Origin of the sequence: Micromonospora sp. S-DT3-3-22 (assembly GCF_015354745.1) — a bacterium.
Lineage (GTDB): Bacteria > Actinomycetota > Actinomycetes > Mycobacteriales > Micromonosporaceae > Micromonospora > Micromonospora wenchangensis.
Genome location: NZ_JACGMO010000007.1, coordinates 74,581 through 101,313, shown reverse-complemented (window position 1 = coordinate 101,313; position 26,733 = coordinate 74,581). Strand labels below are relative to the sequence as shown.

General features: G+C 73.7%; 26 protein-coding genes and 1 pseudogene. 19 read left to right on the top strand and 8 right to left on the bottom strand.

Annotated features, from left to right (window positions below; translation table 11 throughout):
• Nucleotides 1-518 (top strand): annotated as a pseudogene (locus H1A17_RS03575) (hypothetical protein); the annotation flags it as partial.
• A 180-nt stretch (nt 519-698) separates the two neighbouring features.
• Complete coding sequence (locus tag H1A17_RS03570; protein WP_309236689.1) at nt 699-1,280, top strand: phosphatase PAP2 family protein; 582 nt, start codon at nt 699-701, stop codon at nt 1,278-1,280.
• A gap of 37 nt (nt 1,281-1,317) precedes the next feature.
• Here H1A17_RS03570 and H1A17_RS03565 read toward each other — a convergent pair whose 3' ends face one another.
• The gene (locus H1A17_RS03565; RefSeq protein WP_145917267.1) at nt 1,318-2,004 is read right to left on the bottom strand and encodes an NUDIX domain-containing protein; all 687 of its coding nucleotides are present in this window, start codon (nt 2,002-2,004) and stop codon (nt 1,318-1,320) included.
• 75 nt (nt 2,005-2,079) lie between these two features.
• Between H1A17_RS03565 and H1A17_RS03560 the strand changes: the two genes are divergently transcribed.
• Both H1A17_RS03560 and H1A17_RS03555 read left to right on the top strand, forming a co-directional pair.
• Nucleotides 2,080-3,189 carry an SPFH domain-containing protein gene (locus H1A17_RS03560; RefSeq protein WP_145917268.1) on the top strand — a complete coding sequence of 370 codons (1,110 nt, stop codon included), beginning with the start codon at nt 2,080-2,082 and terminating at the stop codon, nt 3,187-3,189.
• Complete coding sequence (locus tag H1A17_RS03555; RefSeq protein WP_145917269.1) at nt 3,186-4,097, top strand: hypothetical protein; 912 nt, start codon at nt 3,186-3,188, stop codon at nt 4,095-4,097. Before H1A17_RS03560 ends, H1A17_RS03555 begins: the two co-directional genes overlap by 4 nt.
• 15 nt (nt 4,098-4,112) lie before the next feature.
• Here the strand turns inward: H1A17_RS03555 and H1A17_RS03550 are convergent, their stop codons facing one another.
• The 3 genes from H1A17_RS03550 to H1A17_RS03540 form a co-directional block, all read right to left on the bottom strand.
• Nucleotides 4,113-5,339, bottom strand: a complete 1,227-nt coding sequence (locus H1A17_RS03550; protein ID WP_145917270.1) for a hypothetical protein — start codon at nt 5,337-5,339, stop codon at nt 4,113-4,115.
• 117 nt (nt 5,340-5,456) lie between these two features.
• On the bottom strand, nt 5,457-7,118 hold the full coding sequence (locus H1A17_RS03545) for a GTPase (RefSeq protein ID WP_194821050.1): 1,662 nt from the start codon (nt 7,116-7,118) through the stop codon (nt 5,457-5,459).
• Nucleotides 7,119-7,135: 17 nt separating this feature from the next.
• A complete protein-coding gene (locus H1A17_RS03540) occupies nt 7,136-8,989 on the bottom strand; it encodes a GTPase domain-containing protein (RefSeq protein WP_194821045.1) in 1,854 nt (617 codons plus the stop codon).
• Between the two features lie 208 nt (nt 8,990-9,197).
• Between H1A17_RS03540 and dnaK the strand changes: the two genes are divergently transcribed.
• The 5 genes from dnaK to H1A17_RS03515 all read left to right on the top strand — a co-directional run bounded on the left by dnaK (nt 9,198) and on the right by H1A17_RS03515 (nt 14,015).
• A complete protein-coding gene (gene dnaK / locus H1A17_RS03535) occupies nt 9,198-11,066 on the top strand; it encodes a molecular chaperone DnaK (RefSeq protein WP_194821044.1) in 1,869 nt (622 codons plus the stop codon).
• Nucleotides 11,067-11,102: 36 nt separating this feature from the next.
• Nucleotides 11,103-11,846 (top strand): nucleotide exchange factor GrpE, encoded by a 744-nt coding sequence (gene grpE, locus H1A17_RS03530; protein WP_145917273.1) that lies wholly within the window; start codon nt 11,103-11,105, stop codon nt 11,844-11,846.
• 81 nt (nt 11,847-11,927) lie between these two features.
• Nucleotides 11,928-13,115: a molecular chaperone DnaJ gene (gene dnaJ / locus H1A17_RS03525; RefSeq protein ID WP_145917274.1), complete on the top strand. Its 1,188-nt coding sequence runs from the start codon at nt 11,928-11,930 to the stop codon at nt 13,113-13,115.
• A 28-nt stretch (nt 13,116-13,143) separates the two neighbouring features.
• On the top strand, nt 13,144-13,587 hold the full coding sequence (locus H1A17_RS03520) for a heat shock protein transcriptional repressor HspR (RefSeq protein WP_145917275.1): 444 nt from the start codon (nt 13,144-13,146) through the stop codon (nt 13,585-13,587).
• A 218-nt stretch (nt 13,588-13,805) separates the two neighbouring features.
• Nucleotides 13,806-14,015 (top strand): hypothetical protein, encoded by a 210-nt coding sequence (locus tag H1A17_RS03515; RefSeq protein ID WP_145917276.1) that lies wholly within the window; start codon nt 13,806-13,808, stop codon nt 14,013-14,015.
• A gap of 82 nt (nt 14,016-14,097) precedes the next feature.
• Here the strand turns inward: H1A17_RS03515 and H1A17_RS03510 are convergent, their stop codons facing one another.
• The 4 genes from H1A17_RS03510 to H1A17_RS03495 all read right to left on the bottom strand — a co-directional run bounded on the left by H1A17_RS03510 (nt 14,098) and on the right by H1A17_RS03495 (nt 16,777).
• Nucleotides 14,098-14,529 carry a hypothetical protein gene (locus H1A17_RS03510; protein ID WP_145917277.1) on the bottom strand — a complete coding sequence of 144 codons (432 nt, stop codon included), beginning with the start codon at nt 14,527-14,529 and terminating at the stop codon, nt 14,098-14,100.
• 175 nt (nt 14,530-14,704) lie between these two features.
• On the bottom strand, nt 14,705-15,910 hold the full coding sequence (locus tag H1A17_RS03505; RefSeq protein ID WP_145917278.1) for a cation:proton antiporter: 1,206 nt from the start codon (nt 15,908-15,910) through the stop codon (nt 14,705-14,707).
• Nucleotides 15,911-15,915: 5 nt separating this feature from the next.
• On the bottom strand, nt 15,916-16,416 hold the full coding sequence (locus H1A17_RS03500) for a cation:proton antiporter regulatory subunit (RefSeq protein ID WP_088641912.1): 501 nt from the start codon (nt 16,414-16,416) through the stop codon (nt 15,916-15,918).
• A gap of 130 nt (nt 16,417-16,546) precedes the next feature.
• The gene (locus H1A17_RS03495; protein ID WP_145917279.1) at nt 16,547-16,777 is read right to left on the bottom strand and encodes a winged helix-turn-helix domain-containing protein; all 231 of its coding nucleotides are present in this window, start codon (nt 16,775-16,777) and stop codon (nt 16,547-16,549) included.
• A gap of 542 nt (nt 16,778-17,319) precedes the next feature.
• Here H1A17_RS03495 and H1A17_RS03490 point away from each other — a divergent pair.
• From H1A17_RS03490 to H1A17_RS03445, 10 genes are all read left to right on the top strand, one after another.
• On the top strand, nt 17,320-17,601 hold the full coding sequence (locus H1A17_RS03490; RefSeq protein WP_194821043.1) for a hypothetical protein: 282 nt from the start codon (nt 17,320-17,322) through the stop codon (nt 17,599-17,601).
• 124 nt (nt 17,602-17,725) lie between these two features.
• Nucleotides 17,726-20,317, top strand: a complete 2,592-nt coding sequence (gene clpB, locus H1A17_RS03485; RefSeq protein WP_194821042.1) for an ATP-dependent chaperone ClpB — start codon at nt 17,726-17,728, stop codon at nt 20,315-20,317.
• Nucleotides 20,318-20,552: 235 nt separating this feature from the next.
• Nucleotides 20,553-20,957: a hypothetical protein gene (locus tag H1A17_RS03480; RefSeq protein ID WP_145917282.1), complete on the top strand. Its 405-nt coding sequence runs from the start codon at nt 20,553-20,555 to the stop codon at nt 20,955-20,957.
• A 96-nt stretch (nt 20,958-21,053) separates the two neighbouring features.
• Complete coding sequence (locus tag H1A17_RS03475) at nt 21,054-21,680, top strand: DUF4178 domain-containing protein (RefSeq protein ID WP_194821041.1); 627 nt, start codon at nt 21,054-21,056, stop codon at nt 21,678-21,680.
• Nucleotides 21,681-21,682: 2 nt separating this feature from the next.
• Entirely contained in the window at nt 21,683-22,282 is a 600-nt protein-coding gene (locus H1A17_RS03470) for a DUF2617 family protein (RefSeq protein ID WP_145917284.1), read from the top strand.
• 114 nt (nt 22,283-22,396) lie between these two features.
• On the top strand, nt 22,397-22,822 hold the full coding sequence (locus tag H1A17_RS03465) for a DUF4247 domain-containing protein (protein WP_145917285.1): 426 nt from the start codon (nt 22,397-22,399) through the stop codon (nt 22,820-22,822).
• Between the two features lie 40 nt (nt 22,823-22,862).
• Complete coding sequence (locus H1A17_RS03460) at nt 22,863-23,285, top strand: DUF350 domain-containing protein (RefSeq protein ID WP_145917286.1); 423 nt, start codon at nt 22,863-22,865, stop codon at nt 23,283-23,285.
• Nucleotides 23,285-24,037, top strand: a complete 753-nt coding sequence (locus H1A17_RS03455) for a hypothetical protein (RefSeq protein WP_228542844.1) — start codon at nt 23,285-23,287, stop codon at nt 24,035-24,037. Before H1A17_RS03460 ends, H1A17_RS03455 begins: the two co-directional genes overlap by 1 nt.
• A complete protein-coding gene (locus H1A17_RS03450) occupies nt 24,034-25,626 on the top strand; it encodes a polyamine aminopropyltransferase (protein WP_145917287.1) in 1,593 nt (530 codons plus the stop codon). Before H1A17_RS03455 ends, H1A17_RS03450 begins: the two co-directional genes overlap by 4 nt.
• Nucleotides 25,627-25,660: 34 nt before the next feature.
• A complete protein-coding gene (locus H1A17_RS03445; RefSeq protein WP_168222603.1) occupies nt 25,661-26,644 on the top strand; it encodes a hypothetical protein in 984 nt (327 codons plus the stop codon).
• The last annotated feature ends 89 nt before the right edge of the window (nt 26,645-26,733 follow it).

Below are 26,733 nucleotides of genomic sequence, written 5' to 3'. Positions count from 1 at the left end.
CCCCCGCCGTCACCCCCCGTCCCGTCCGCCGGACGCACGCGCCGGCCGCCCCGGTCCGCCCCACCCCCACCCCCACCACCTCGCCGAGCGCCGGACCGAGCCCGAGCGCCGAACCGACGGCCACCTTCTCCGAACCGCCGCCGGACCCGTCACCGACCTCGGCCCCCTCCGACACCCCGACGCCGGTACCCACCCCCGGCCCGACGTCGACCCTGGAGCCCGACCCGACGCCGGGGCCCACCGTCGGACCGTGCCCCACCGTCACGGTCACCGTGGTCCCCACCCCGCGTCCCCGGCCCACCGTGACGGCCATCCCGACCCGCGCCCCCCGTCCCGCCCGGCTGCGGGACGACACCCGCCCCGTGCCGCGCGTCGGACCGGCCCCCGCCCGGGCGTCGGCCCCGACCGGCCGCCCGTCGGCCACCCCGGCCCCAGCGCCGCAGACGCCCGCGTTACCCGCGCCGACCAGCCACGACAGCACCGACCCGGACGGTACGGTGACGAACGACGCCGGCTGAACCGCCCACGGTGCGGACGCCGACGGCCGACCACCCCGGCGCGACGGACCGGCCGGCACGACAAGCGGGGGCGGAACGCTGAGTACGCGCGACGAGGGCGGTGACCGGCCGGCGGACGACCCCGGACCCTCCCCGACCCGCGACGGCCCGTCCTCCCCCGACCCGGCCCCCGTCGGGCCGGTGGGGGCGGCGACCCGGGTGGCCCGGTGGGTGACCGAGGTGACCGCGCCGGCCGTCCTGGTCACCGGGCTGACCGTGGTGATCGGCTGGCACGGCGCGGGTGGCGTACGGGGGCTGGCCTGGGGGCTGCTCGCCACGGTGTTCGCCGCCGGCATCCCGTTCGCGTACATCCTGGGCGGGGTACGCCGGGGCCGGCTCACCGACCATCACATCGGTCGACGTGAGCAGCGCCGGGTGCCGCTGCTGTTCGGGCTGGTGTCGGCCGCCGCCGGGCTGGCCCTGCTCGCGGCGCTCGGTGCGCCGCGCCCGGTGCTGGCCCTGGTCGCCACCGGGGTGGTCGGTCTGGTGGTGGCGGTGTCGGTCAGCCACTGGTGGAAGATGTCGATCCACTCGGCGGTGGCCGCCGGCACGCTGGTGGTGCTGGTGCTCACCTTCGGCCCCCGGCTGCTGCCGGCCGTTCCGCTGCTCGGCCTGGTCGGCTGGTCCCGGGTCCGGCTGCGCGACCACACCGTCGCGCAGGTCGTGGCCGGCGGGCTGGTGGGGGCCATGGTGGCCGGGCTGGTCTTCGCGGCGCTCTCCTGAGCACTCCGCCGCCCCGGGTGGCCGTCGGCGGGGGCCGTCAGGGCTCGGGGCGGAGCATCGGTGGGTGGAGCCGGGTCGCCGGACCCCGGCGGAACAGTTGGGCGGGCCGCCCCCGGTCGCCCTCGGTGGCGCGGCCGACGGGGCTGACGAAGCCGGGGGTGCCGGTGACCTTGCGGTGGAAGTTGCGCGGGTCCAGCCGGGTCCCCCAGACCGTCTCGTAGACCGCCCGCAGTTGGGCCACGGTGAACTCGGGCGGGCAGAACGCGCCGGCCAGTGGGGTGTACTCCAGCTTCGCGCGGGCCCGTTCCAGGCCGTCGGTGACGATCAGGTCGTGGTCGAAGGCGAGCTGGCCGGGAGCGAGCCGGGTGACCGGCACCCACTCGGCCGAGGCGGCGTCCGAGCCGGCGACCGGGGCGGGCAGGTCGGGTAGCAGCGCCAGCCAGGCCACGGTGACCACCCGCCCGCGCGGGTCCCGGCCGGGGCGGCCGTACGTGCCGAGCTGTTCCAGGTGGCCGGCCGGCTCCGGCAGCCCGGTCTCCTCGGTCAGTTCCCGGGCGGCGGCGTCGGGCAGGTCCTCGTCGATGCCGACGAAGCCGCCCGGCAGCGCCCACCGGCCCTGGTCCGGCGGGATGCCCCGGCGGACGAGCAGCAGGTGCAGCGCGTCGGCGCGCACGGTGAGCACCACCAGGTCCACCGTCACGGCGAAGGGCGGGTAGTCGGTCATCGCTTTATCACCACCTTGACGATAACCTACCAGAGCGGTTATCGTCGTAGCGACGAAAAAGGGGAGGGTGAAGCCATGGCCGACGTGACACGACGACTCTTCCTGCGCCACCTGCGCGGGACACCGACCAACTGGGTACGGCTCCACGTCGCCGGGCGGGTCCGGCGGGAGGGCACCGGCCAGTCGTTCTGGTACCGGCCGCTGACCGCCGTCCTGAGCGAGGTGCCGGTGGACGACCGGGAACTGCCGCTGCTCTTCCACGCCCGTACCGGCGACTTCGCCGACATCACCGTCCAGGCCACCGTGACCTACCGGGTGGCCGACCCGGCGCTCGCCGCCGCCCGGCTCGACTTCTCGGTCGACCCGCGCACCGGCCGGGCCCGCTCCCGCCCCCTCGACCAGGTGGCCACGCTGCTGGCCGAGCTGGCCCAGCAACCCGCCCTCGACCTGCTCGCCCGGGTGCCGCTGGCCGAGGCGCTGACCACCGTGGCACCCGTGCGGGAGGCGGTCTCCGCCGCGCTCGGCACCGAGCCCCGGCTCGCCGACATCGGCGTCGCCGTGGTCAGCGCCCGGGTCGTCGCCGTCCGGCCCGAACCGGAACTGGAACGCGCCCTGCAGACCCCCACCCGGGAGGCCGTGCAGGTGCAGGCCGACCGGGCCACGTACGCCCGCCGGGCCCAGGCCGTCGAACAGGAACGCGGCATCGCCGAGAACGAACTCCAGAACAAGATCGAGCTGGCCCGTCGGGAACAGCAGCTCGTCGAGCAGCACGGGGCGAACGCCCGCCGCCGGGCCGAACTCGACGCCGCCGCCGAGCTGGCCGCCGCCCACGGCAAGGCGGAACGGGAACAGGTCGCCAACACCGCCGCCGCCGACCGGGCCCGGGTGCTCGCCACCGCCGAGGCGGAGAAGGAGCGCCTGCTCGCCGCCGGCACCGCCGACAAGGAACGGACGCTCGCCCTGGCCAAGGCCGAGACGGTACGCGCCGTCGGCGCCGCCGAGGCCGAGGCGGAGGCGGCGAAGCTGGCCACGTACGCCGAACTGCCGCCGGCGGTGCTCCAGGCACTCACCGTGCGGGAACTCGCCGGCCAGCTCCCCCCGATCGGCCAGCTCACGGTCACCCCCGACCTGCTCGCCGACCTGCTCGGCCGGCTCACCGGCCCGACCGGGACGGTCGACCGGTGAGCACCACCCTGGCCCCCCGGGTGGTGGTCGTCCGCCGCCCCAGCGAGCTGGACGAACTGCTCGCCCGGCACGGCACCCGCGCGGCGGCCCAGTGGTACCTGCGCGCCCGGGGGCGGGACCTGGCCGAGGTGGTGGACCGGCACGAGGCACTCCAGTCGGCGCTGACCGCCGTCGGGGCCGCCGTCCCCGCCGACTGGCGACGCGGCACGGTGGACCGGGACGACCTGCCCCGGTTCCTGTTCGGGCCGGAGGACGTCGTCGTCGCCGTCGGGCCGGACGGACTGGTCGCCAACGTGGCGAAGTACCTCAGCGGGCAACCCGTCCTCGGCGTCGACCCGGAGCCGGGCCGCAACGCCGGGGTGCTGGTCCGGTGCACCGGCGACCAGGTGGCCGCCCTGCTGCCGGCGGTGGCGGCCGGGGCCGCGCCGCTGCGGCACCGGGCCATGGTCCGGGCCACCCTCGACGACGGCCAGGAACTGGTCGGCCTCAACGAGGTGTACGTCGGGCACCCCTCCCACCAGTCGGCCCGCTACCTGCTCGACGTGACCTCCGACGGCCCGCCCCGCCGGGAACGGCAGTCGTCCTCCGGGGTGGTCGTCGGCACCGGCACCGGGGCGACCGGCTGGTGCGCCTCGATCGCCCGGGGCCGGCCGGCCGCCGTCGCGCTCCCCGCCCCGCAGGAGCCGGCGCTGTGCTGGTTCGTCCGGGAGGCGTGGCCGTCCCCGGTCACCGGGGCCGACCTGGTCGCCGGCCGCCTCGACGGCACCGGCACGCTGGAGCTGACCGCCGAGTCCGACGGCCTGGTGGCCTTCGCCGACGGCTTGGAGACCGACCGGTTGACGCTGCGCTGGGGCCAGCGCATCCGCGTCGACGTCGCCCCCGGCCGGCTGGCCCTGGTCGAGCCCTGACCGGCGGCCGGCCGGTCAGGGGGTGTCGTCGCCGAGGCGCTGCCGGTTGGCCTCGATCCAGGCGTCCAGCGCGACCGGGTCGTCCGGGTCGACGCCGTCGGCCATCAACTGGGCCACCGCCGCCGTCGCCGGGCTGCGCCGCTCACCTGTCGAATAGAGCCGGGCGAACTCCGGCACCAGTTCCTCGATCGCCTCGTCGGTCTGGGTGACGGCCCGCTCGGGCAGCCCCCGTCGCCGCGCCGCGAACGCCGTCCAGGCGCGCAGCACCCGGGGCAGCAGCGCCGCGTCGTCCATGTCCAGCACCGCCCGCCGGTGCACCCAGTCGAGCAGGAACAGCCCGGCCACCGCCGGACTCCAGCGCAGCGGGTCGGCGTCCGGGAAGCTCGCCGAGTGGTCGAAGAGCAGCCCCAGGCAGAAGTGCAGCGAAGCCAGCTCGGCATCGCCGTCGAGGGTGTTCAGCCCGTACCGGGCCGCCTCGGGGGCGGCCAGGAAGGCCCGGACCAGCGCGGTGCGCTCGTCGGTGGAGAGCGGTTCGGCGGGCCAGCCGGTGGTGTCGGCGCTCGCCTGCGGCAGCACCGCCAACCGCGCCCCGACCAGCGCCCGGTCGGTGGCGAGCGAACCCTCGGCGGGCAGGTCGCCGAGGTCGTCGGTGATCTCCAGGTGGCGGCCAACCTCGCCGTGCATCCGGGCCGGGTCCTCCTCCCGGAACCAGGTCAGGTCGTCGTCGGCGCACATCTGCCGGACCTGCGCGAGGATGCGCTCGGCCGGACCGCCGACGAAGACGTCCTTGGTGATCCCGATGTTGTGGTCGACCAGCGCGACCAGGGCGTGCTCCGGGCCACCCGACTCGTCGTCGTAGGCGAAGGTGGCCAGGTAGGAGGTCTGGTCGCCGTACACGTCGCCGTAGGACCAGGTGCCGGTGAGGTGGACCCGGCCGAGCTGGCCGGCCCAGGCCGGCGCCTGCGCGCCGGGGCGGACCTTCGCCGCGCCCTCGGCGGTCGGGACCAGCGCGGCGAAGACCTGACGGATGGTGGTGGCGGCGGCCGTGCGGCGGCGGGAGGTGGCGGCGAGGAAACCGGAGACGAATTCCCGGACCGCCGCTTCCCGGTCGGTCTCGGCGATCGCGTAGACGCTGCCCAGCAGCGCCGTGCCGAGCATCTCGGCGTCGAGCGCGCAGTCCAGCCTGGTCACGTCGCGGGCGGCGGACAGCACCGCGTCGTAGGGGGTCTGTGGCGTGGCCATGGCACGACCCTACGCCGCCGCGCCGCCCCGGACACCCGTGCCGACGCCCGCGTTCACCGGCCGGTGGCCGGGCGTCCGTCGATGGCCGCCGGGGCGGGCCACGTTTCCCGCCGGAGGTCAGCCGGCGGCGTCCTGCCAGGCGCGGCGGGCGAGGGCGTACCGGTCGATCAGGTCCCGTACGGGGGTGAGGACGTACTCCGCGCCGACCCGGGCGACCTCCTCGGTGAGCCGCCGTTCGGCCCGCTGCCGGGCACTTCGGGCCGCCCACCGGATCACCGGCCCGGTCACGGCCGCCACCAGCAGGCCGGCGAGCAACCCGCCGAGCAGCAGCACGGTGGGCAACGGCGTCTCGCCCACCCGGGGGTACTCCAGCGCCGGCAGCCCGAGGGCGCGCAGCGCGTACCCGAGCACCAGCCAGCCCAGCCCGACCACGGCGGCGAGGGTGACCAGCCACTGGACGCCGCCCACCAGCCGCCACCACAGCGGCCGGCGCTCAATGCCCAGGTCGGTGCCGGCGACCGCCGCGTCCAGCGCGTCCGGCAGGTCGGCCAGGCGGGACCGGGCGGCGGCGGTCACCGCGGCCGGCCAGGGGGCGGGCAGGCCGTCGCCGGAGCGGTCGCCGACCGCGCGGATGGCCAGCCCGAGGGCGGACTGCTGGGCGACCGTCGGTTCGGGCACCGACGTCGCGGCGAGCGGGGTGTGCGCCGGCTGCTGCGGGTCGGTCGCCGGGCCGGGCAGGTGCAGCCGGCGCAGCGGGTCGGGGCGCAGCCGCCGCCAGCCGCGGACCAGCGGCCAGCCGGTCGCGGCACCGGCCCGCTGCCGGTACGCCCCCTCGACCGCGCCCGTCACCGTGGGCACCCCGGCCGCGTCGGCCAGCGCCCGGTCCAGGGTGCGGATCGTCTCCGCGTCCGGGGTGTGCCCCGGGGCCTCGACGGCGACCAGTTCCCCCAGCGCGGCCGTCACCGTGTCGGCGTCGCCCCAGAGCCGGCGCAGCGCGGCCTGCCGGTCCGACACCGCCCGTTCCAGCGCCTCCCGCAGCCCGGTCATCCCGTCCGGCTCGACCGCCGTGGTGGCCAGCAGCGGCACCCCGTCGAGCCCGTCGACGTCGAGCAGCCGACGCAGGTCGGCCAGCACCCGGGGCAGCTCGGCCGGGGGCAGTCGGTCGGCCTGGTTGAGCACCACCACCGTCACGTCCCGGTGCCGGTGGAACTCGCGCAGGTAGCTGGTGTGGATCACCCGGTCGGCGTACTTCTGCGGGTCGACCACCCAGACCACCAGGTCGACCAGGCCGAGCAGGCGGTCCACCTCCAGCCGGTGGGACCGCTGCACCGAGTCGAAGTCGGGCAGGTCGAGCAGGATCAACCCGTGCAGGGCGGACTCGTCGTCGCCGTCGAGCGCGCTCTCCCGGACGAACCGGTGCCGGGGCAGCACGCCGACCCAGTCGAGCAGCCGGGTGCCGCCGTCCAGCGGGCCCCACACGCAGGCGTGCGCGACGCCGGTGGTGGGCCGGCGCACCCCGACCGGGGAGAGTTCCAGCTGGGCGAGGGCGTTGAACAGGCTGGACTTGCCGCTGCCGGTGGCCCCGGCCAGCGCGACCACGGTGTGGTCCCGGGACAGCGACAACCGGGTGCCGGCCCGCTCGACCAGGGTGTGCGCGCCGACCAGTCGGGTGTCGGGCACCTCGCCGTCGACCGCGTCGAGGAAGCGGCGCACCGCGTCGAGCCGGGCCACCAGGGCATCGGCGTCGACACGCTGGTCACCCCGGAGCGCCTCGCGCATCCGGCCGACGATGTTGGTCACCGGATGCCGTCCTCGGGGGTCGGGGTCGGGGTCGGTAGCGCCGGGCCGGCCCGGTCGGCGAGGCCGCTGCGGTGCCGGGCCACCTCGACCCGGCCGGCGGCCCGGCGCAGGCCGGCGGCGGCCTCCGGGCCGGACCGGGCGGCGTCGGTGCGGGCCAGGTAGCGGGCCGCCTCCTCGTCGAGCAGCGTGCCGACCCGCTCCAGCAGGTCGGCCCGGGCCTTCGCGGCGAGGGTACGCACCGCCTGGTCGCCGAAGATCGCCTGGAGCACGGCCTGCGCGGCGACGGTGGTGCCCGCCCCCGTGGCCACCTCCAGACCGGTGGGGATGAACGCGGTGGAGGCGAAGACGGCGATCATCACGGCCAGCCCGGTGGCGTTGACCGCGTACGCGGCCGTACGGGCCACGAACCGCCGGTCGCCGCCCTCGTCGCGGACCAGCTCCAGCACGGCACGCTGCCAGTCCCGGACCAGCCGTTCGGCCCGTTCGGGCAGGTCGGCCGAGGCGTGCGCCAGCGGTGGTTCGAGCAGCGCGGCCCCGGCCGGGTGCGCCTTCCAGGCGGTGTACGTGTGCTCCGCCGCCTCGGCGGCGACCCCGCGCAGCAGGGTGACCAGTTGCGACTCGATGGCGTTGCGCAGCTCGGTGGCGGGGGTGGCGGGCCGGCCGGTGACCGCGGCGACGAGCCGGTCGCGCAGCCGGCCGATCCGGGCCTCCAGCGTCCGGAAGAACTCGCCGGTGCCGACGAACTCCTGCCAGCGGGCGAGCACCTCGCCGCGCAGCAGCCGGCCGTCCTTCAGCCCCTCGGTCACGGTGCGTTGCGCGCCCTGGTAGGCGGCCCGGACCCGGTCGTCCAGCGCGTCGGCGGCGGCCACCTGCTCGTCGGCGGCGTCGGCGAGCGCCTCCACCGTGGGGTGCAGCGAGGCGAGCGCGCCGTCCAGGGTCTGCCGGACCACGGCGGCGCGGGCCTCGGCGTCGGCGGCGAGCCGGGCGAACCAGCCGCCCAGCGGCGCGGTCACCCGGTCGGGCAGCAGGCCCTGGCCGTCGACCCAGGTCTCGGGCAGGACGAACAGCGGCGCTGCGCCCAGTTCCTGGGCGGCGAGCATCTCGGACAGGTGGGCGGCGATCTCGTCGGCGGCCTCGGGCGGCACCCGGTCGAGCACCATGGCGATCGCGGCCCCCCGGGAGCGGGCGGTGCGCAGCAGTTCCCAGGGGACGGCGTCGGCGTACCGGGCAGCGGTGGTGACGAAGAGCCAGAGATCGGCGGCGGCGAGCAACTGACCGGCGAGGGCGCGGTTGGCGTCGACCACCGAGTCGATGTCGGGGGCGTCGAGGAAGGCCAGCCCCGGTGCGAGGGCGGGGGCGGTGACCAGGTGCAGGGTGCCCGGGTCCTCGCTGGGCTCGTTGGTGCGGGTCAGGCCGGGCAGCAGCTCGCCCTGGCGGAACCAGGCGGCGTCGGCGGGGTTGCAGACCAGCACCGGGGAACGGGTGGTGGGGCGGAGCACCCCGGCGGCGCTGACCCGGGCCTGGACCAGGCTGTTGACCAGGGTGGACTTGCCCGCGCCGGTGGAGCCGCCGACGACCACGAGCAGCGGGGCGTCGAGCCGGGCCAGCCGGGGCAGCAGGTAGTCGTCGAGCTGGTCGGTCAGCGCCCGGCCGGTGTGCCGCGCCGGCTCGGCCGAGGGCAGCGCCAGCGGGAACCGGGCCGCGCCGATCGCGGCCCGCAGGCCGGTGAGGGCGGCGGGCAGGCCGTCTCCGGTGGGGCCGGGCGGCGTCTCGTCGGTCTCCGACGACCCGGTGCGGGCGGCGACGGTGGGCGCGCCGGACCGGGTGGCGGGATCGCCGTGCGTCGTCACCGCTAAAGCGTGCCCGACCGATGCAACAGAGACAACCGGAGGGTAGTAACGGTCAGGTTGCGTCGGGTCGGCTCAACTCGACTTGCGCTTTGGCGATCGCGTGGCACTATTGAGTCAAGTTCACTCAACTTGTGGTGCGGTCGCTCCGGGCGGCCCGCCGGGCAGGCCCTCTGACCTGCCCCATCCGTTACGAAGCGAGGAAGCGAAGATGGCACGTGCGGTCGGTATCGACCTCGGCACGACGAACTCCTGCGTCAGCGTTCTCGAGGGCGGTGAGCCCACCGTCATCGCCAACGCTGAGGGCTCGCGGACGACCCCGTCGATCGTCGCGTTCGCCCGCAACGGCGAGGTGCTCGTCGGTGAGGTCGCCAAGCGCCAGGCGGTGACCAACCCGGACCGGACCATCCGCTCGGTCAAGCGGGAGATCGGCACCAACTGGACCGTCGACATCGACGGCAAGAAGTACACCCCGCAGGAGATCTCGGCGCGCACGCTGATGAAGCTCAAGCGGGACGCCGAGGCCTACCTGGGCGAGCAGATCACCGACGCGGTGATCACCGTGCCCGCCTACTTCAACGACGGCCAGCGCCAGGCCACCAAGGAGGCCGGCGAGATCGCCGGCTTCAACGTGCTGCGGATCGTCAACGAGCCGACCGCGGCGGCCCTGGCGTACGGGCTGGACAAGGGCTCCAAGGAGCAGACCGTCCTGGTCTTCGACCTGGGTGGCGGCACCTTCGACGTGTCCCTGCTGGAGCTGGCCGAGGGCGTCGTCGAGGTCAAGTCGACCAGCGGTGACAACCAGCTCGGCGGCGACGACTGGGACCAGCGCATCATCGACCACCTGGTGAAGACGTTCCGGGGCGAGCACGGCATCGACCTGGGCCAGGACAAGATGGCGCTCCAGCGGCTGCGCGAGGCGGCCGAGAAGGCCAAGATCGAGCTGTCGGCGGCCACCACCACCAACATCAACCTGCCGTACATCACCGCCGGGTCTGCCGGCCCGCTGCACCTGGACGTGACGCTCAGCCGCGCCGAGTTCCAGCGGATGACGCAGGACCTGCTGGACCGCTGCAAGGGCCCGTTCGAGCAGGCCGTGAAGGACGCCGGCATCAAGATCGCCGACGTCGACCACGTGATCCTGGTCGGCGGCTCCACCCGGATGCCGGCCGTCACCGACCTGGTCAAGCAGCTCACCGGCCGCGACCCGAACAAGGGCGTCAACCCGGACGAGGTCGTCGCCGTCGGCGCCGCGCTCCAGGCCGGTGTGCTCAAGGGCGAGGTCAAGGACGTCCTGCTGCTCGACGTGACCCCGCTGAGCCTGGGCATCGAGACCAAGGGCGGCATCTTCACCAAGCTCATCGAGCGCAACACCACCATCCCGACCAAGCGCTCCGAGGTCTTCACCACGGCCGACGACAACCAGCCGTCGGTGCTGATCCAGGTGTTCCAGGGCGAGCGGGAGATCGCGGCGTACAACAAGAAGCTCGGCACCTTCGAGCTGACCGGCCTCCCGCCGGCCCCGCGCGGCGTGCCGCAGATCGAGGTCACCTTCGACATCGACGCCAACGGCATCGTCAACGTGCACGCCAAGGACCTGGGCACCGGCAAGGAACAGAAGATGACGATCACCGGCGGCTCCTCGCTGCCGAAGGACGACATCGAGCGGATGCGCCGGGACGCCGAGGAGCACGCCGACGACGACAAGCGTCGCCGGGAGGAGGCCGAGACCCGCAACGTGGCCGAGGCGCTCCAGTGGCAGACCGAGAAGTTCCTCGCCGAGAGCGGCGACAAGCTGCCCTCGGAGAACCGGGAGCAGCTCAACGAGGCTCTCGGTGAGCTGCGCGGCGCGCTCGGCGGCCAGGACATCGAGAAGATCAAGTCGGCCCACGAGCGGCTCGCCCAGGTCTCCCAGCAGGCCGGTTCGCTGCTCTACTCGCAGCAGGCCGAGCAGGGGGAGCAGCCGGGCGCGGCCGGTGCGGGCGCGGGTGCGGGTGCCGCCGGTGCCGCCGGGGCCCCGAAGGCGGGCGGCCCGGACGACGTGGTCGACGCGGAGATCGTGGACGAGGACAAGAAGTGACGGTCCGCGCCACCGCACAGGGAACGAGGTAGTCGTATGACGGAGAAGCCACGAGCCGCCGACCCGGGCACCTCCGGGTCGACGCCGGGTGGCTCCGCGCCCACCGACGACGGGCCGCGGGTCGTCATCCGGGACAACCGCAAGCTCGGCAAGACCGAGGAGACGCCCGCCGCCGCCGACGCCGGGGCCGACGTCCCGGCCGAGGGGCTGGTCGAGGAGTCCGAGGTGGTGGTCGACGAGATCGAGGCCGAGGCCACCACCCTCGACGACCCGGCGCCGACCGGTCCGCCGGTGGTGGACGCCCCCGCGCAGCCGGTCGACGGCAGCGCCACGGGCTCCCCGCTGGGGGCCGAGCTGGAAGCCCTCCGGGCCGAGCTGGACGAGCGGACCCGGGACCTGCAACGGGTGTCGGCGGAGTACGCCAACTACCGCAAGCGGGTGGACCGGGACCGGGGCGTGGTCCAGGAGCAGGCGACCGGTTCGGTGCTCGCCGCGCTGCTGCCCATCCTGGACGACCTGGACCGGGCCCGGGAACACGGCGACCTGGTCGGCCCGTTCGGCACGGTGGCCGAGCAGCTCACCACGGCGCTGGGCAAGTTCGGCCTGACGCCCTTCGGTGAGCAGGGCGACCCGTTCGACCCGACCCGGCACGAGGCGGTCGCGCACCAGACCTCACCGGACGTCGACGAGCCCACCTGCGTGCAGGTGATGCGTCGGGGTTACCTGCTCGGCGAGCGGCTGCTGCGGCCGGCCATGGTCGCGGTCGCCGACCCGGAATAGTGCACGGCCATCCGGTCGCCCCGCCCGCCCGCAACGGTGGGCGGGGCGACCGGGCCACATCTCACGGAAGGGGGTGGACCGGTGAGTTCCAAGGACTGGATCGAGAAGGACTTCTACGCCACGTTGGGCGTGGAGAAGTCCGCCTCCTCGGACGAGATCAAGAAGTCGTACCGGAAACTGGCCCGGGAGTCGCACCCGGACCACAACCCCGGTGACCCGAAGGCCGAGGAGCGGTTCAAGGCCGTCTCCGAGGCGTACGCGGTGCTCGGCGACGACGCCAAGCGCCGCGAGTACGACGAGATGCGCTCGCTGTTCGGCTCGGGCGCGTTTCGTCGGGGCGCGCGCGGCGCGGGTCAGCCCGGCGGGGCCCCGTTCGACGTCTCCGACCTGTTCGGCGGCGGTGGCGGCGGGGACAGCCGGTTCGGTGGCGGCGGCTTCACCGACCTGTTCAGTTCGATCTTCTCCGGTGGCGGTGGCGGTGGCGCCGGCCCGACCCGGGCGCGTGGCCCGGCCCGGGGCCGGGACGTGGAGGCCGAGGTCGCGCTCGACTTCGGCGACGCCGTCCGGGGTGTCACCCTGCCGTTGACGTTGCGCGCGCCGGGGGTGTGCGACACCTGCCACGGCAACGGCGCGAAGCCGGGCACCCAGCCGACCGCCTGCCCGGTCTGCCACGGCGCCGGGGTGACCACCCGGGACCAGGGGTCGTTCAGCTTCTCCGAGCCGTGCCGCAACTGCCAGGGTGTCGGGACGGTCGTCGAGGAGAAGTGTCCCGAGTGCCAGGGCACCGGCGGGGTCACCAAGACCCGCACGCTCAACGTCCGGTTCCCCGCCGGGGTGGCGGACGGCCAGCGGATCAGGCTGGCCGGGCGGGGCGAGCCGGGGCAGCGCGGTGGGCCGGCGGGCGACCTGTTCGTGCAGGTGAAGGTCCGGCCGGACGACCTGTTCGGGCGTACCGGTGACGACCTGACGCTGGCCGTGCCGATCACCTTCGCCGAGGCGGTGCTCGGCACCGACCTGCGGGTGCCCACGCTGGACGGCGCGGTGACCCTGCGGGTCCCCCCGGGCACCCCGTCCGGGCGGGTGCTGCGGGCCCGGGGCAAGGGTGTCGTACGACGGGACGGGCGGGCCGGTGACCTGCTGGTCACGCTGGACGTGGTGGTGCCGGCGACGGTGTCGGACGAGGCGCGGGCGGCGCTGGAGTCGTTCGCCGGGGCGACGCCGCCGGCGGCCCGGGAACATCTCGACGCGCGGGTGCGTCGGGTCGGTTGACCGGTGGACGGGTGCGGAGGTGAGTGGGATGTCGGACGGGTTCGTCGGTTCGGGTGACCCTGCCTACGAGGCCAAGGTGCTGATGATCTCGGTTGCGGCACGGATGGCGGGAATGCACCCGCAGACGCTGCGCCAGTACGACCGGCTCGGCCTGGTGCAGGCCGGCCGGGCGGCCGGTGGCGGTCGACGCTACAGCGTGCGGGACGTCGTCCTGCTGCGCGAGGTGCAGCGGCTCAGCCAGGACGAGGGCGTCAACCTGGCCGGCGTGAAGCGGATCATCGGGCTGGAACGCCTGGTGGAGGAGGCCCAGCAGCGGGTGGCCCGGCTGGAGGCGGAGCTGGACGCCGCGTACCGGCGGATCGCCGAGCTGGAGACGTTGGCCAGCGGCTTCTCCCGGGGCGACCTGGTGCCGACGAACCGCACCTCGACGGCGCTGGTGGTGTGGCGTCCCCGCCGTGCCCCCGGGCGCTGACCCCCGGCGTTCCGCCGCACCGTTCGGGGCCGGCCCGGCATGATCAACACTTCTGGCCGCGAATAGCGGTGTCCCCTCGACGGGATGCCGCTATTTGGCGTATCTAGTGCGAATTCCCTGCGGGGATTACGCATTCCCCCGCCGTGGGGAGGGGTGTCCCGTTAACCTGTGAATCAGGCGTAAGCGGACCAATCCGGACTCCGAGGGTGGGGGGAACCGTGGCGGAATCGGCGAAGAAGGTGGCCCGGCAGGCGGAGGAACGGCTCGACCGGGTGGCCGAGAACGTCCGGGAGAAGTTCGACCGGGTCACCGAGGGCAAGTTCTCCGACACGGTGAAGGACGGCAGGTTCGCCGATCGGCCCACCCCCGGGAAGGACCGGGAGCAGACCGAGGCGAAACGCCGTGAGCAGGGCGGATCGCAGCGCTGACGATCCGCCGACGTGCGGGCCGGGACCCACGGGGGGTCCCGGCCCGTTCGCCGTCCGGGCGGGTCCGGCGCGGACCGTGACGTCAGCCGAGGCGACGGTTGTCCCGGACCAGGCCGCCCTCGCACCAGTCGTGGTAGGTGAAGAGTTCCTGCCGGGCCAGCAGCATCCGGCTGTTGTGCGCCCAGTTGCGCACCAACTCGTCGCCGTCGCGCTCGGCCTGCTCCACCAGCTTGCGGAACCGACGCCGGGGATGGGCGCGGAACTTCGTCCGGATGCCGTCGGCGGCGTAGATGTAGAGGCAGTGCAGGGCGAAGCGGCGGGCCGGACAGGCCGGGTCCCGGGCCAGCTCGAAGAGGGTGAGCACCAGGTGGTCGCCCGCCACCAGCAGGTCCCAGTCCTGCGGCAGCGAGGTCAACGGCACCGAGTCGGGTTGGTACGCCCAGGCCCGCAACTCCGCCGGTGACGGATCGACGGGGTTGGCGAAGCCGCGGAACGTCGGACCGTGCGCGCTCACCGGCAACCTTCCCGCTCACGCCCGCGGGATGCCTCCGTCCCGCCCGCGAGCCCCTGGCCTGCTGGGGCGCAACGCTAGCCGCCGCCCCCGGCCGGCGGAAGACCTGCCGGGAAGCAATTCGGCAACGGATGCCCCGGCCAGGCCGACCCGTGCGGTCGACCTGGCCAGGTGAAACTCAGTCCGTGGCGGGTACCGGTCGGGGCTGACGGGCGGCGATCCTCCGCCGGAGCCGCTGCTTGAACCAGGGCATGTCGGGCAACCGGGCGAGCATCGGGCCGGTGACCACGGTGATCAGCACGTACGCCGTGGCGAGCGCCGCCAACCGGGGTTCGACGGTGCCGGCGGCGACCGCGAGACCGGCGATGACGATGGAGAACTCACCACGGGGCATCAGGGCGAAACCGGCCCGCCAACGACCGGGCTCGGCGATCCCGGCCCGCCGGGCCGCCAGGTAGCCGGTGACCAGCTTCGTCCCCATGGTGACCACGGCCAGCAGCAACGCGGGCAGCAGCACCGGCGGCATGTCCCGGGGGTCGGTGACCAGGCCGAAGAAGACGAAGAAGACGGCGGCGAACAGGTCCCGCAGCGGGGAGAGCAGCTCGGTGGCGTGGTGCGCCACCGGCCCGGACAGGGCGATGCCGACCAGGAACGCCCCGACGGCGGCGGAGACCTGGAGCCGGGCGGCGATCCCGGCCACCAGCAGGGTCAGGCCGAGCACCCCGAGCAGCAGCGCCTCCGGGTCCTTCGCCGACAGGGCCGCGGAGATCAGGTGACCGAAGCGGATGGCGACGACCAGCACGACCACCACGGTGAGCACCGCGATGCCCAGCGCCATCCCACCCTTGACCAGGCCCACGCCGGCCAGCAGCGCGGTCACCAGCGGCAGGTAGAGCGCCATCGCCAGATCCTCGATGACCAGCACGGAGAGGATGACCGGGGTTTCCCGGTTACCGACCCGGCCGAGGTCGCCGAGCACCTTGGCGATCACCCCGGAGGACGAGATCCAGGTGATGCCGCCGAGTACCACGGCCGCCACCCAGCCCCAACCGAGCAGCAGCGCGAAGCCGAACCCGGGCAGGGCGTTGAGGACCGCGTCGATCAGGCCGGCCGGGGCCGCCGAGCGCAGGTTGCCGACCAGCTCGTTGGCGCTGTATTCCAGGCCGAGCATGACCAGCAGCAGGATGACGCCGATCTCGGCGCCGACGGCGAAGAACTCCTCGCTCGCGGCCAGCGGCAGCAGACCGCCGTGGCCGAAGGCGAGGCCGGCGAGCAGGTAGAGCGGGATGGGGGAGACGCCGAACCGGCGGCTGAGCCGACCGAGCAGCCCGAGCAGCAGGAGGAGAGCGCCGACCTCGACCAGTAGAGTTGTGGTTTCGTGCATCCGCCTCAGCCGTCCGGGTCACTGTCGGCGAGGATGGCGGTCACCCCGTCGAGACCCTGCCGGGTGCCGACCACGACCACCACGTCACCGGCCGCGAAGCGGAAGGTGGGATCGGGCGAGACGTTGACCTCGCCCTGCCGGAGCACCGCCACGATCGAGGCGCTGGTCCGGGTACGTGCCTTGGTGTCACCGAGCCGCTTGTTGACGTACTTCGACCCGGCCGGGATGGCGATCTGCTCGGTGAGCAGCCCGGCCGCCTGCTCGCGCAGGCCGGAGAGCTGACCCAGCATCAGCGACGCGCCGAGGATGTCGGCCAGCGCCTCGGCCTCGTCGTCGGTCAGCGGGATGTCGTGCTGACAGGAGTCGGGATCGTCCGGGTCGTAGAGGACCAGGTCGCGGCGGCCATTGCGGTGGGAAACCACCCCGAGCCGGCGGCCGGACTCCGTCATCAGGTCATGACGGACGCCGATTCCCGGTAGGGCGGTCTGTTCGACACGTACTCGCACGGACGAGAGGCTATACCCTGTCCTCCACCTCGGCCCGACGGATGTCTGCCCTGCTCGCGAGCGTTCTACGGCCCGGCACCGGCTGTGGTCGCCGGCTCGCCGGTCGGTAACCGCGACCCGCGCTGCGGGATCAAGGGGTGGTTCTGCGCGGTGTGACGTAGGTTCCCTTGCCCTGATGACCTTCGATGAGGCCCTCCGCCTGAAGGATCAGCAGTGCGGAGCGCACGGGCTCGGCGGAAACCTCGTAGTGCGCGATCAACTCACGCAGGGATGGCAACTTGTCGCCTGGCGAATACTCGCCGGAGGCGATCTTGTCGCGGATGTCCTGGGCAATGCGCTGACGGTCGGAAACTCGGGGCATGGCGGCAACTCCTGGTAGGCCCCAAGATCCTCTCATGGCAGCACATGACCCGCCAAGACTTCGCGTGCTTTGCATGGCGAGTGATTGCCTTCCAATGGTTTGCATTGTATGTTGCTTCGGCGGGGCCTTCAGTGGAAAGCCTGGTAGGCAAACCGGCCTCCGGTTGGCATCCGTGGGCTGGCACGACTGGGCCAGAAGATGCGTCAGTCGTGCCAGCCCTGAGATCGACATGGACCTCGTCGGTGGCGTCCATGCGAAAGCGGCCCTGTCGTCGTACTGCCGAAGTGGGCTGCGACGGCAGGGCGGGCAGTCCGGCCGAGCCGACAGCGCGGCCGGGCTGCCCTTCCAGCACCGCGACACCGAACTGTCCAGCGAAGGAGCGCCATGGCGTACGAGTCGCCGCACCCACCGTCGAAGCTCGACCTTGGTCAACTCAGGTGGGGCGATATTGCGGTGTCCGAGCCATCGCTATACCGCCATTGGGCCGATACTGCTTCGGCCCGCCCGGGGTGGCGTGAGCCGGGTCGGACGGGTGAGGAGGCGTGACCGGGCGGTATGTCGTACACCTGCCGGTGGTCGCTGCGGATCTGGCGCGGGCCAAGATGCTCGCCCGGACGGCGGCCCGCTCGCTGGCCTTCCTCGCTCACGTCGACCCCGGCGAGACCACCGTCTCCGCCGAGGATGACCAGGGGCTACGCCACCGCGTCTTCTGCGACAACCGACTGGAGACCGGCCGCCGGTGTGTGCTCCGGGCCGACCATGAAACCCCGTGCACCTCCCGCCTGCCCCGCCGGCCACCGAACGCCACCCGCCTGCCCCGTTGATCCCACCTCAGCCCACCCCGACCGGTCGGCAGTGTGACCCACGCCACGTTGGCAGAGTTGAGCGGAATAGGCTCAACTCTGGTGGTGTCTCTTACTAGTGGACACGCCGATCCCGGGGGAGCCCATGAACACCGAACGACTCACCACCAAGAGCCGCGAAACCATCACCGGTGCGGTCGCGCTGGCCAACCAGCGTGGTCACGCCACCGTGGAACCCTGGCACCTGCTGCTGGCCCTGCTCGACACCGACGGCTCCACCGCCGCCGGCCTGCTGCGCGCCGTGGGTGCCGACCCCGCCGAGCTGCGCCGGGTCGCCCAACGCTCGGTCGACGCGCTGCCCGCCGCGCGTGGGTCCAGCATCGCCGAGCCCACCCTCGCCCGCGAGTTCGTCAACGCCATCGGTGCCGCCGAGCAGATCGCCCGGCCGCTCGGCGACGAGTACACCTCCACCGAGCACCTGCTCGCCGGCCTGGCCCGGGTGGGTGGCGCGGTGTCCAACGCGCTGAAGTCCGCCGGGGCCACCGAGGAGAACCTGGTCGCCGCGTTCCCGACGGTGCGCGGCGGCGACCGGCGGGTCACCACCGCCGACCCGGAGCAGACCTACCAGGCGCTGGCCAAGTACGGCGTCGACCTCACCGCCAGCGCCCGGGACGGCAAGATCGACCCGGTGATCGGGCGGGATTCCGAGATCCGTCGGGTGATCCAGGTGCTCTCCCGACGTACCAAGAACAACCCGGTGCTGATCGGCGAGCCCGGCGTCGGCAAGACCGCGATCGTCGAGGGCCTGGCCCAGCGGATCGTGGCCGGCGACGTACCGGAGTCGCTGCGGGACAAGAAGCTGGTCTCGCTCGACCTCGGCGCGATGGTCGCCGGTGCGCAGTACCGGGGCCAGTTCGAGGAGCGGCTCAAGTCCGTCCTGGAGGAGATCAAGAACTCGAACGGGCAGGTCATCACGTTCCTCGACGAGCTGCACACCGTGGTCGGCGCGGGCAAGGGCGAGGGCTCGATGGACGCCGGCAACATGCTCAAGCCGATGCTCGCCCGGGGTGAGCTGCGGATGGTCGGCGCGACCACCCTCGACGAGTACCGCGAGCACATCGAGAAGGACCCGGCCCTGGAGCGCCGGTTCCAGCCGGTGCTGGTCGGTGAGCCGACCATCGAGGACACCATCGGCATCCTGCGCGGCCTCAAGGAGCGCTACGAGGTGCACCACGGCGTCCGGATCACCGACGCCGCCCTGGTCGCCGCCGCGTCGCTGTCCGACCGCTACATCACCGACCGGTTCCTGCCGGACAAGGCGATCGACCTGGTCGACGAGTCCGCGTCCCGGCTCCGGATGGAGATCGACTCCCGGCCGGTCGAGGTGGACGAGATCGAGCGGGCGGTACGCCGGCTGGAGATCGAGGAGATGGCGCTGGCCAAGGAGCCGGACGCCGCCTCCGCCGAGCGGCTGGACCGGCTGCGCAAGGAGCTGGCCGACAAGCGGGAACAGCTCACCGCGCTGTCCGAGCGCTGGCAGACCGAGAAGAGCCACATCACCAAGCTCTCCACCGCCAAGGAGGAGCTGGAACGCCTGGGCGGCGAGGCCGAGCGGGCCGAACGCGACGGCGAGCTGGAACGCGCCGCCGAGCTGCGCTACGGCCGGATCCCGGCGCTCAAGGCCGACCTGGCGACGGCGGAGCAGGAACTGGCCCGGCTCCAGGCCGACGGCGCGATGCTCAAGGAGGAGGTCGGCGCGGACGACATCGCCGCCGTCGTCGCCTCCTGGACCGGCATCCCGGCCGGTCGGCTCCTGGAGGGCGAGACCGCCAAGCTGCTGCGGATGGAGGAGTCGCTGGGTGGCCGGGTGGTCGGCCAGGCCGAGGCCGTGGGCGCCGTCTCCGACGCGGTACGCCGGGCGCGGGCCGGCGTCGCCGACCCGGACCGCCCCACCGGCAGCTTCCTCTTCCTCGGCCCGACCGGCGTCGGCAAGACCGAGCTGGCCAAGGCGCTGGCCGAGTTCCTCTTCGACGACGAGCGGGCCATGGTCCGCATCGACATGAGCGAGTACGGCGAGAAGCACTCCGTCGCCCGCCTGGTCGGTGCCCCGCCCGGCTACGTCGGCTACGAGGAGGGCGGGCAGCTCACCGAGGCGGTGCGCCGCCGGCCGTACTCGGTGATCCTGCTGGACGAGGTGGAGAAGGCCCACCCGGACGTCTTCGACATCCTGCTCCAGGTGCTCGACGACGGCCGGCTCACCGACGGTCAGGGTCGTACGGTCGACTTCCGCAACGCGATCCTGATCCTGACCTCCAACCTGGGTTCGTCGGTGATCAGCGATCTGACGCTCGCCGACGAGCAGCGCCGCGAAGGGGTGCTCGCCGTGGTCCGTTCGCACTTCAAGCCGGAGTTCCTCAACCGGCTCGACGACATCGTGGTCTTCGCCGCGCTGCGCGGGGACGACCTGCGGTCGATCGTCGACATCCAGCTCGACCGGCTGCGTCGCCGGCTCGCCGACCGCCGGCTGGCGCTGGACGTCAGCGAAGCCGCCCGGACCTGGCTCGCCGAGCACGGGTACGACCCGATCTACGGCGCCCGGCCGCTGCGCCGCCTGGTCCAGTCGGCCATCGGCGACCAGCTCGCCAAGGCTCTGCTGGGCGGCGTGGTCCGGGACGGCGACACGGTACGGGTCGACCTGTCCGACAACAAGGACGGCCTGGCGGTCACCGCCGCCTGACCCCCGCACCCACCGGGCCGACCCCGCCACCCCGGCGGGGTCGGCCCCTCCACCGCCCCCTCTCCCCTCCCTGCCGACCGCCCCGGTGATCAAGAGGTTTACGTCACCGGGAGCGCTCTCCGGTGGCGTAAACCTCTTGATCACTGCGGTTGGGCGGGGGCTGAGTGCGGGGGCGCGGTGGGTTGGGCGGGGGTGGGGTGGGTGGTCAGTGCCGGGGCGGGGAAAGGAAGGGGGCATGTTCGGGATGCGGAAGAAGAGTGGCGATCCGGAGCTGGACGCCGCCGTGCGGGAACTCGCCGGGGCGGACACCGTCGCCTTCGGCGGGGTGGGGTTCGCCGGCACGCTGCTGCCGGCGACCGAGGCGTACCGGCGGGTCGAGGAGGCGTTCGCGCAGCGCCCCCGGCAGGCCCGCGAGCAGGTCGACTGGCTGCTGCGGCACGGGTCGCCGGCCGGGCGGGCGTACGCGGCGACGCTGCTGGAACGGGTCGACCCGGCGGCGGCCCGGGCGGCCTGGACAGCACTCGGCGACGACGACGGCGAGTTCACCACCTTCACCGGCTGCACGATGGGTGCCACCACCCTGCGCGGGTACGCGGCCGACCGGTTGGCCGGCCCGCACCCCGACGAGAACTCTCGGTAACTGACCGCTCACTCAGAATTCGCTGAGTTTCCCCAGGTGCGCGGGGTGCGCGGGGTTGTTACCGTCTCCGCCGATGCACTTGGGGAGGTGGTCGGGGTGAACGGTCCGGTCGCGTACGTCGTGGCGACGTTGGGATGTCTGATCGGGGTCGCCGGGATCGTGGTGGCGGCGGTGGCCCTCAGCCGGAGTCGGAAGCCGAACCGCCCGACGCCCGCGAAGGACCCGTTCCGCGACACCGACTCCGACGCCCTGCGCGGTGACCCCCGCAAGCTCAAGCCCGGCGACATCGTCGAGATCCGCGGCGTCTCGTACGCGGTCCGCGGCTCGGTGCACCTGGTCGAGGGCGGCTGGAGCTGGGCCGAACACCTGCTGGACACCGTCGAGGGTGACAAGCGCTGGCTCTCCGTCGAGGAGGACCCGGACCTGGAACTGGTCCTCTGGACGGCCGAGCCGGCCGCGACGATCACCCCGGGCGCGCCCACCCTCGACTTCGCCGGCCGCCGCTACTCCTGGGAGGAGTCCGGCCAGGCCCGCTACTCGGCCACCGGCAGCACCGGCCTCGACCCGTACGGCACCGTCCGCTACCAGGACTACCGGGGCCAGGGCGGCGAGCGGCTCTCCTTCGAGGCGTACGGGGAGGCCGGCTGGGAGGTGGGCCGGGGCGAGCGGCTGCACCGCGCGGACGTGATGGTGTACCCGCAGGCTGGCCCGATGGGGTCCTGATCGTGCTGGTCAGCCTGGACACCCCGTACGTCGACACCTGCGCCGCCGACCTGAGCCTGGCGCTCGGTGGACCGGAACGCCCCGCCCTGCACATCCGTGACCTGACCCTGCCCGGCGACGTCCGGCTGCGGCTGCGCCTGCTCGGCGCGTCCCACCAGGTCGTCCTCACCGTCCCGGCCGGTGCCGACGCGACCGCCCCCGACCGGCCCGGCGGGGCGGACGGGCTGGTCGAGACGGTCGCCTGCCTGCCCGGAAGGCCCCCGCACCTGCCCGGCGACCTGCACGACGAGGCGGGCGGCTACCGGTTCACCGCCACCGTGCTGCGTCCCGCCGAGGGGGAGTTGCACACCCGGATCGCCGCGCTCCGCGTCGAGCTGACCGACGACCCGTACGCCCTGGTCGGGGTCTTTCCCGGGGACCCGGACGCGGTCACCGCGCTGGCCGTACGCCCCGACGCGCCGGACGGGACGGTGGGCTGGCGCACCTGGCACGCGTACCCCCAGACCAACGAACTGGTCCTGACCGAGACGGTGGTGACGCTCCCGCGCACCCCACAGCCGGTTCTGCGAGCCCCGCAGTCGCGAACTGAGGAGACACCGTGAGCGTGAGGAGTGAGCCGGTTTTGCGAGCCCCGCAGTCGCGAACTGAGGAGACACCGTGAGCGTGAGGAGTGAGCCGGTTCTGCGAGCCCCGCAGTCGCGAACGAAGGAGACACCGTGACCTACCGACGCTGGTTCGTGGTGGGGGTGGCCTTCGCGGTCGTCGGCGCGCTGGTCGCCGCCTTCGCGATCTTCTACGGCAACTTCTCGCCCCGGGGCTACATCGAGGACCGCTACACCCGGGCGGCGAGCCGGGACATCGGGCGGGACGCCGTCGCGTACACCTCGAACCGGACCCCGAGCCAGGTGGCCAAGGACGTCACCGACGCCTGGAAGCCGGCCGACCAGTACGTCGACGGCAGCGGCGTCTACCTGCGCTACGACGACGACTCGCTGGTGATCCTGCCGATCGCCGCCGGCTCGGTGATCCTGCTGGAACGGATGCGCACCGCCTACCCGCGGTACCACTCGACGGTGGGCAACCACTGGGGCTGGGGGCGGGGCAGCACGGTACGCGGTGGCGGCCCCGGCTCCGGCAAGTGACGCGCACCGATCCCGACCGAACGAACCCCTGGAGCACGCTGTGCAGAACCTGGTCACCGACCTGCTGGTCACCCTCGCCTACGGGGTGGTCGGTGTCGTCCTGATGGCCGTCGGCTACGTGCTGGTCGACGTGGCCACCCCGGGCAAGCTCCACGAGCTGATCTGGACCGAACGCAACCGTAACGCCGCGCTGCTGCTCACCTCGAACCTGGCCGGCGTCGGCATCATCGTGGTGGCCGCGATCGCCGCCAGCGAGGACGACTTCGTCCTCGGCCTGGTCGGTGCCGCCGCGTACGGGATCGTCGGGCTGGTCATCATGGCGTTGGCGTTCGTGCTGCTCGACGCGCTGACCCCGGGCAAGCTGGGCACGCTGCTGGTCGACCCGCAGCCGCACCCGGCGGTCTGGGTGTCGGCGGTGGTGCACCTCGCCACCGGCGCGATCATCGCCGCCGCCATCAGCTGATGACCACGGCGAAGCAGCCGGCGAAGGCGAAGCAGAACACGGGCACCTGGGTCGTCTGGCTCATCCTCGGCCTGTTCGTGCTCTGCTGCGTGGGAAGCAGCATCTTCAACCGGGACTCCGGCGGCACGGCCGTCCCCGCCCCGGCGGCCGACGAACGGGCCGACACCGTGCCGCTCCTCGCCCAGGCCGCCACCAGCCAGGGCATCTGCTACGGCTGGCGGCTGGAGAAGTCGTACGACTCGACGGTCAGCGTCGGCTCCAACCTCGGCGACGGCGTCGCGGTGAGCGAGGACGCCCGCTGCCCGCGCTGGGTCGAGGCCCGCGCCCGGATCACCTACACCGCGGAGAGCAGCGAGAGCAGCGACTCGGCGTACGTCACCGTGGTCGGCTCGCCCGACCTCGCCCCCGCCGACCTGGCCTCGGTGCAGGCCGGGCTGACCCGGTTCGGCCTGGAAGAGGACGTGTTCGTCGACGACCCGGGCTGGGCGATCTGCCGGGCCGCCGTGGCGTTGCCGCTGCTGGTGGCCGAGGCCGGCGTCGCCTCGCCGGCCCCCACCCCGACCGCCGACCCCGGCGCGACGGCGGCTCCGCTGCCGGACGCCGGCAGCGACTTCTGGCGGGACCGCTGGGGTTCGCTGCTCGCCGCCGCCGGTCTGCTGCTGGTCGCCGCGCTGCTGCTCACCGTCGGGTTCGTGCAGCGCGGCCGGCAGCGCGCGGCGGCCCCGGCCGGGCGTACCCGGGGAACGCCGTGACCACCGAGGTGCCGACGGCGGTCGACGGCGGCCCGGCGGCCCGGCCGCACTGGCGGTGGGCCCGCGCGGCGGTGCTGGTCGCGGTCTTCGTCTGCGCCGCCTGCGGCCTGGTGTACGAGCTGGCCCTGGTCGCGCTCGGCAGCTACCTGATCGGCGACACGGTCGGGCAGGCGTCGATCGTGCTCGGCGTGATGGTCTTCGCGATGGGCGTCGGCGCGCTGGTCGCCAAGCCGTTGCAGCCCCGGGCCGCCGCCGCGTTCGCGGTGATCGAGCTGACCCTGGCCCTGCTCGGCGGCCTGTCCGTGCTCGGCCTCTACGCCGCGTTCGCCTGGCTCGACCTGTACGGCCCGGCGCTGGTCGGCACCGCGTTCGTGCTCGGCCTGCTGATCGGCGCGGAGATCCCGCTGCTGATGGTGATGCTGCAACGCATCCGCGAGCAGGCCGCCGGCAGCGCGGTCGCCGACCTGTTCGCCGCCGACTACGTCGGCGCGCTGCTCGGCGGGCTCGCCTTCCCGTTCCTGCTGATCCCGGTCTTCGGCCAGCTCAAGGGCGCGCTGGTGGTCGGCGCGGTGAACGCGGTGGCCGGCCTGGCCCTGGTCTGCACGGTGTTCCGCGGCGAGCTGAGCCGCCGGGCCCGGCTCGTGCTGGGCGCCGGCTCCGTGGTGGTCGCCCTCTGCCTGGGGTACGCCTGGGTCACCGCCGCCGACTTCGAGGTGACCAGCCGCCAGCAGCTCTACCGGGACCCGGTGGTGCACGCCGAACGCTCCCGCTACCAGGAGATCGTGCTGACCCGGTCGGTACGCGAGGTCGGCCATACCGACACCGACCTGCGGCTGTTCCTCAACGGCGACCTCCAGTTCAGCTCGATCGACGAGTACCGCTACCACGAGGCGCTGGTGCACCCGGCGATGCGCGGCCCGCGCGGTGAGGTGCTGGTCCTCGGTGCCGGCGACGGCCTCGCCGTCCGCGAGATCCTGCGCTACCCGGACGTACGCCGGGTGACCGTGGTCGACCTCGACCCGGCGGTGGTGGCGCTGGCCCGCTCCGAGCCGCAGCTACGCGCGCTCAACGGCGGCTCCCTCGACGACCCCCGGGTCCGGGTGCTCAACACCGACGCCTTCGGCTGGCTGCGTACCGCCGCCGAACGCTTCGACGTGGTCGTCGCCGACCTGCCCGACCCGGACGAGACGGCCACCGCCAAGCTCTACACCGTCGAGTTCTACGCCCTGATCCGTTCGGTGCTCGCCGAGGGCGCCCGGCTGGTGGTGCAGTCCGGGTCGCCGTACTTCGCGCCCCGGTCGTACTGGTCGATCGAGGCGTCGGTACGCGAGGCGGGCTTCGCCACCGTGCCGTACCACGTCGACGTGCCGTCGTTCGGTGACTGGGGATTCGTGCTCGCCGCCCCGGGCGGGACCCCGCCGCCGCTGGAACTGCCGGCCGACGCGCCCCGGCTGCGTTTCCTCGACCCGGCGGTGCTGCGGGCGGCGGCGGCCTTCCCCGCCGACCGGGGTCGCCTCGACGTGCCCGCCTCCACCCTGTTGCGGCCCAGGGTGCTCGACTACGCCCGCAGCGAGTGGCGCGGCTACTAGCCTCGGGATGATGTCACCGTCGCTGCGCCGCCGGCTGCCACCGCGTGCGGTGGACGCCGCCGCGTACCTCCAGGCGTTCGTGCTGTCCGGGGTGGCGACGGTGCTGGTCACCCGGGCGTTCCTGCGGGCGACCGGCTACCCGCAGCTCGGCGGCGGCGGCCTGCACATCGCGCACGTGCTCTGGGGTGGCCTGCTGATGACCGTCGGCCTGGGCGTCGCGCTGGTCTTCCTCGGCGGGGCCGCCCGGATGACCGGCGCGGTGCTCGCCGGGATCGGCTTCGGGCTGTTCATCGACGAGGTCGGCAAGTTCGTCACCGCCGGCACCGACTACTTCTACCGGCCGGCCGCCGGCATCATCTACGCCGTCTTCGCCCTGCTGGTGGTGATCACCCAGGCGTTGCGCGAACGGATGCGCCTGACCTCCGGCGAACGGGTGGCGAACGCGTTGGACGTGATCGTCGGCGGGGTCGGCCGGGGGCTCACCGACCGGCGACGGATCGCCACCCTGCGACTGGTCCGGGGTGCCGGCCCGGAGGTCGAGTCGGCGGTGTCCGCGCTGCTGGACGTGGTGCCGCGCCGGGAACCGCCGCCGCGGCGGTTCTGGCAGCCCTGGGTGGCCCGGCTGCGCGACGCGTTGGTCCGGTTGACCGCCCAGCGCTGGGTGGTCCTGCTGGTGGTGGCCTACCTGGTCGTCGAGCCGGTGGCGACGGTGGTGGCGGTGGCCACCGAGGGGGTGACCGGCGAGTTGGACCAGGCCGGTGAGTGGGGCGCGGTGCTGGGGGTGTCCGCCTCGGCGGTGGTCGCCGGGGTGCTGAGCATCCGCGCCGCGTTTCTGCTCCGCAACGACCGGCGGGCCGCGTTCCGGCTGTTCAAGCTGGCGCTCCTGGTCGACCTGCTGTTCGGGCAGATCTTCAACTTCACGGTCAACCAGTTCGACGCGGTGACCGGGCTCGCGGTGGACCTGCTCCTGCTCGCCGTGGTGACCGCCGAACACCGCCGGTTGGTCCGCCAGTCGTGACCGGGGCCGGTGATTCGGCAGTCCGACCAGCGGGTACGGCTCCGTCGTACCCGGTGCGACGGGACTGCGGACGTTACCGTGGTGCGGTG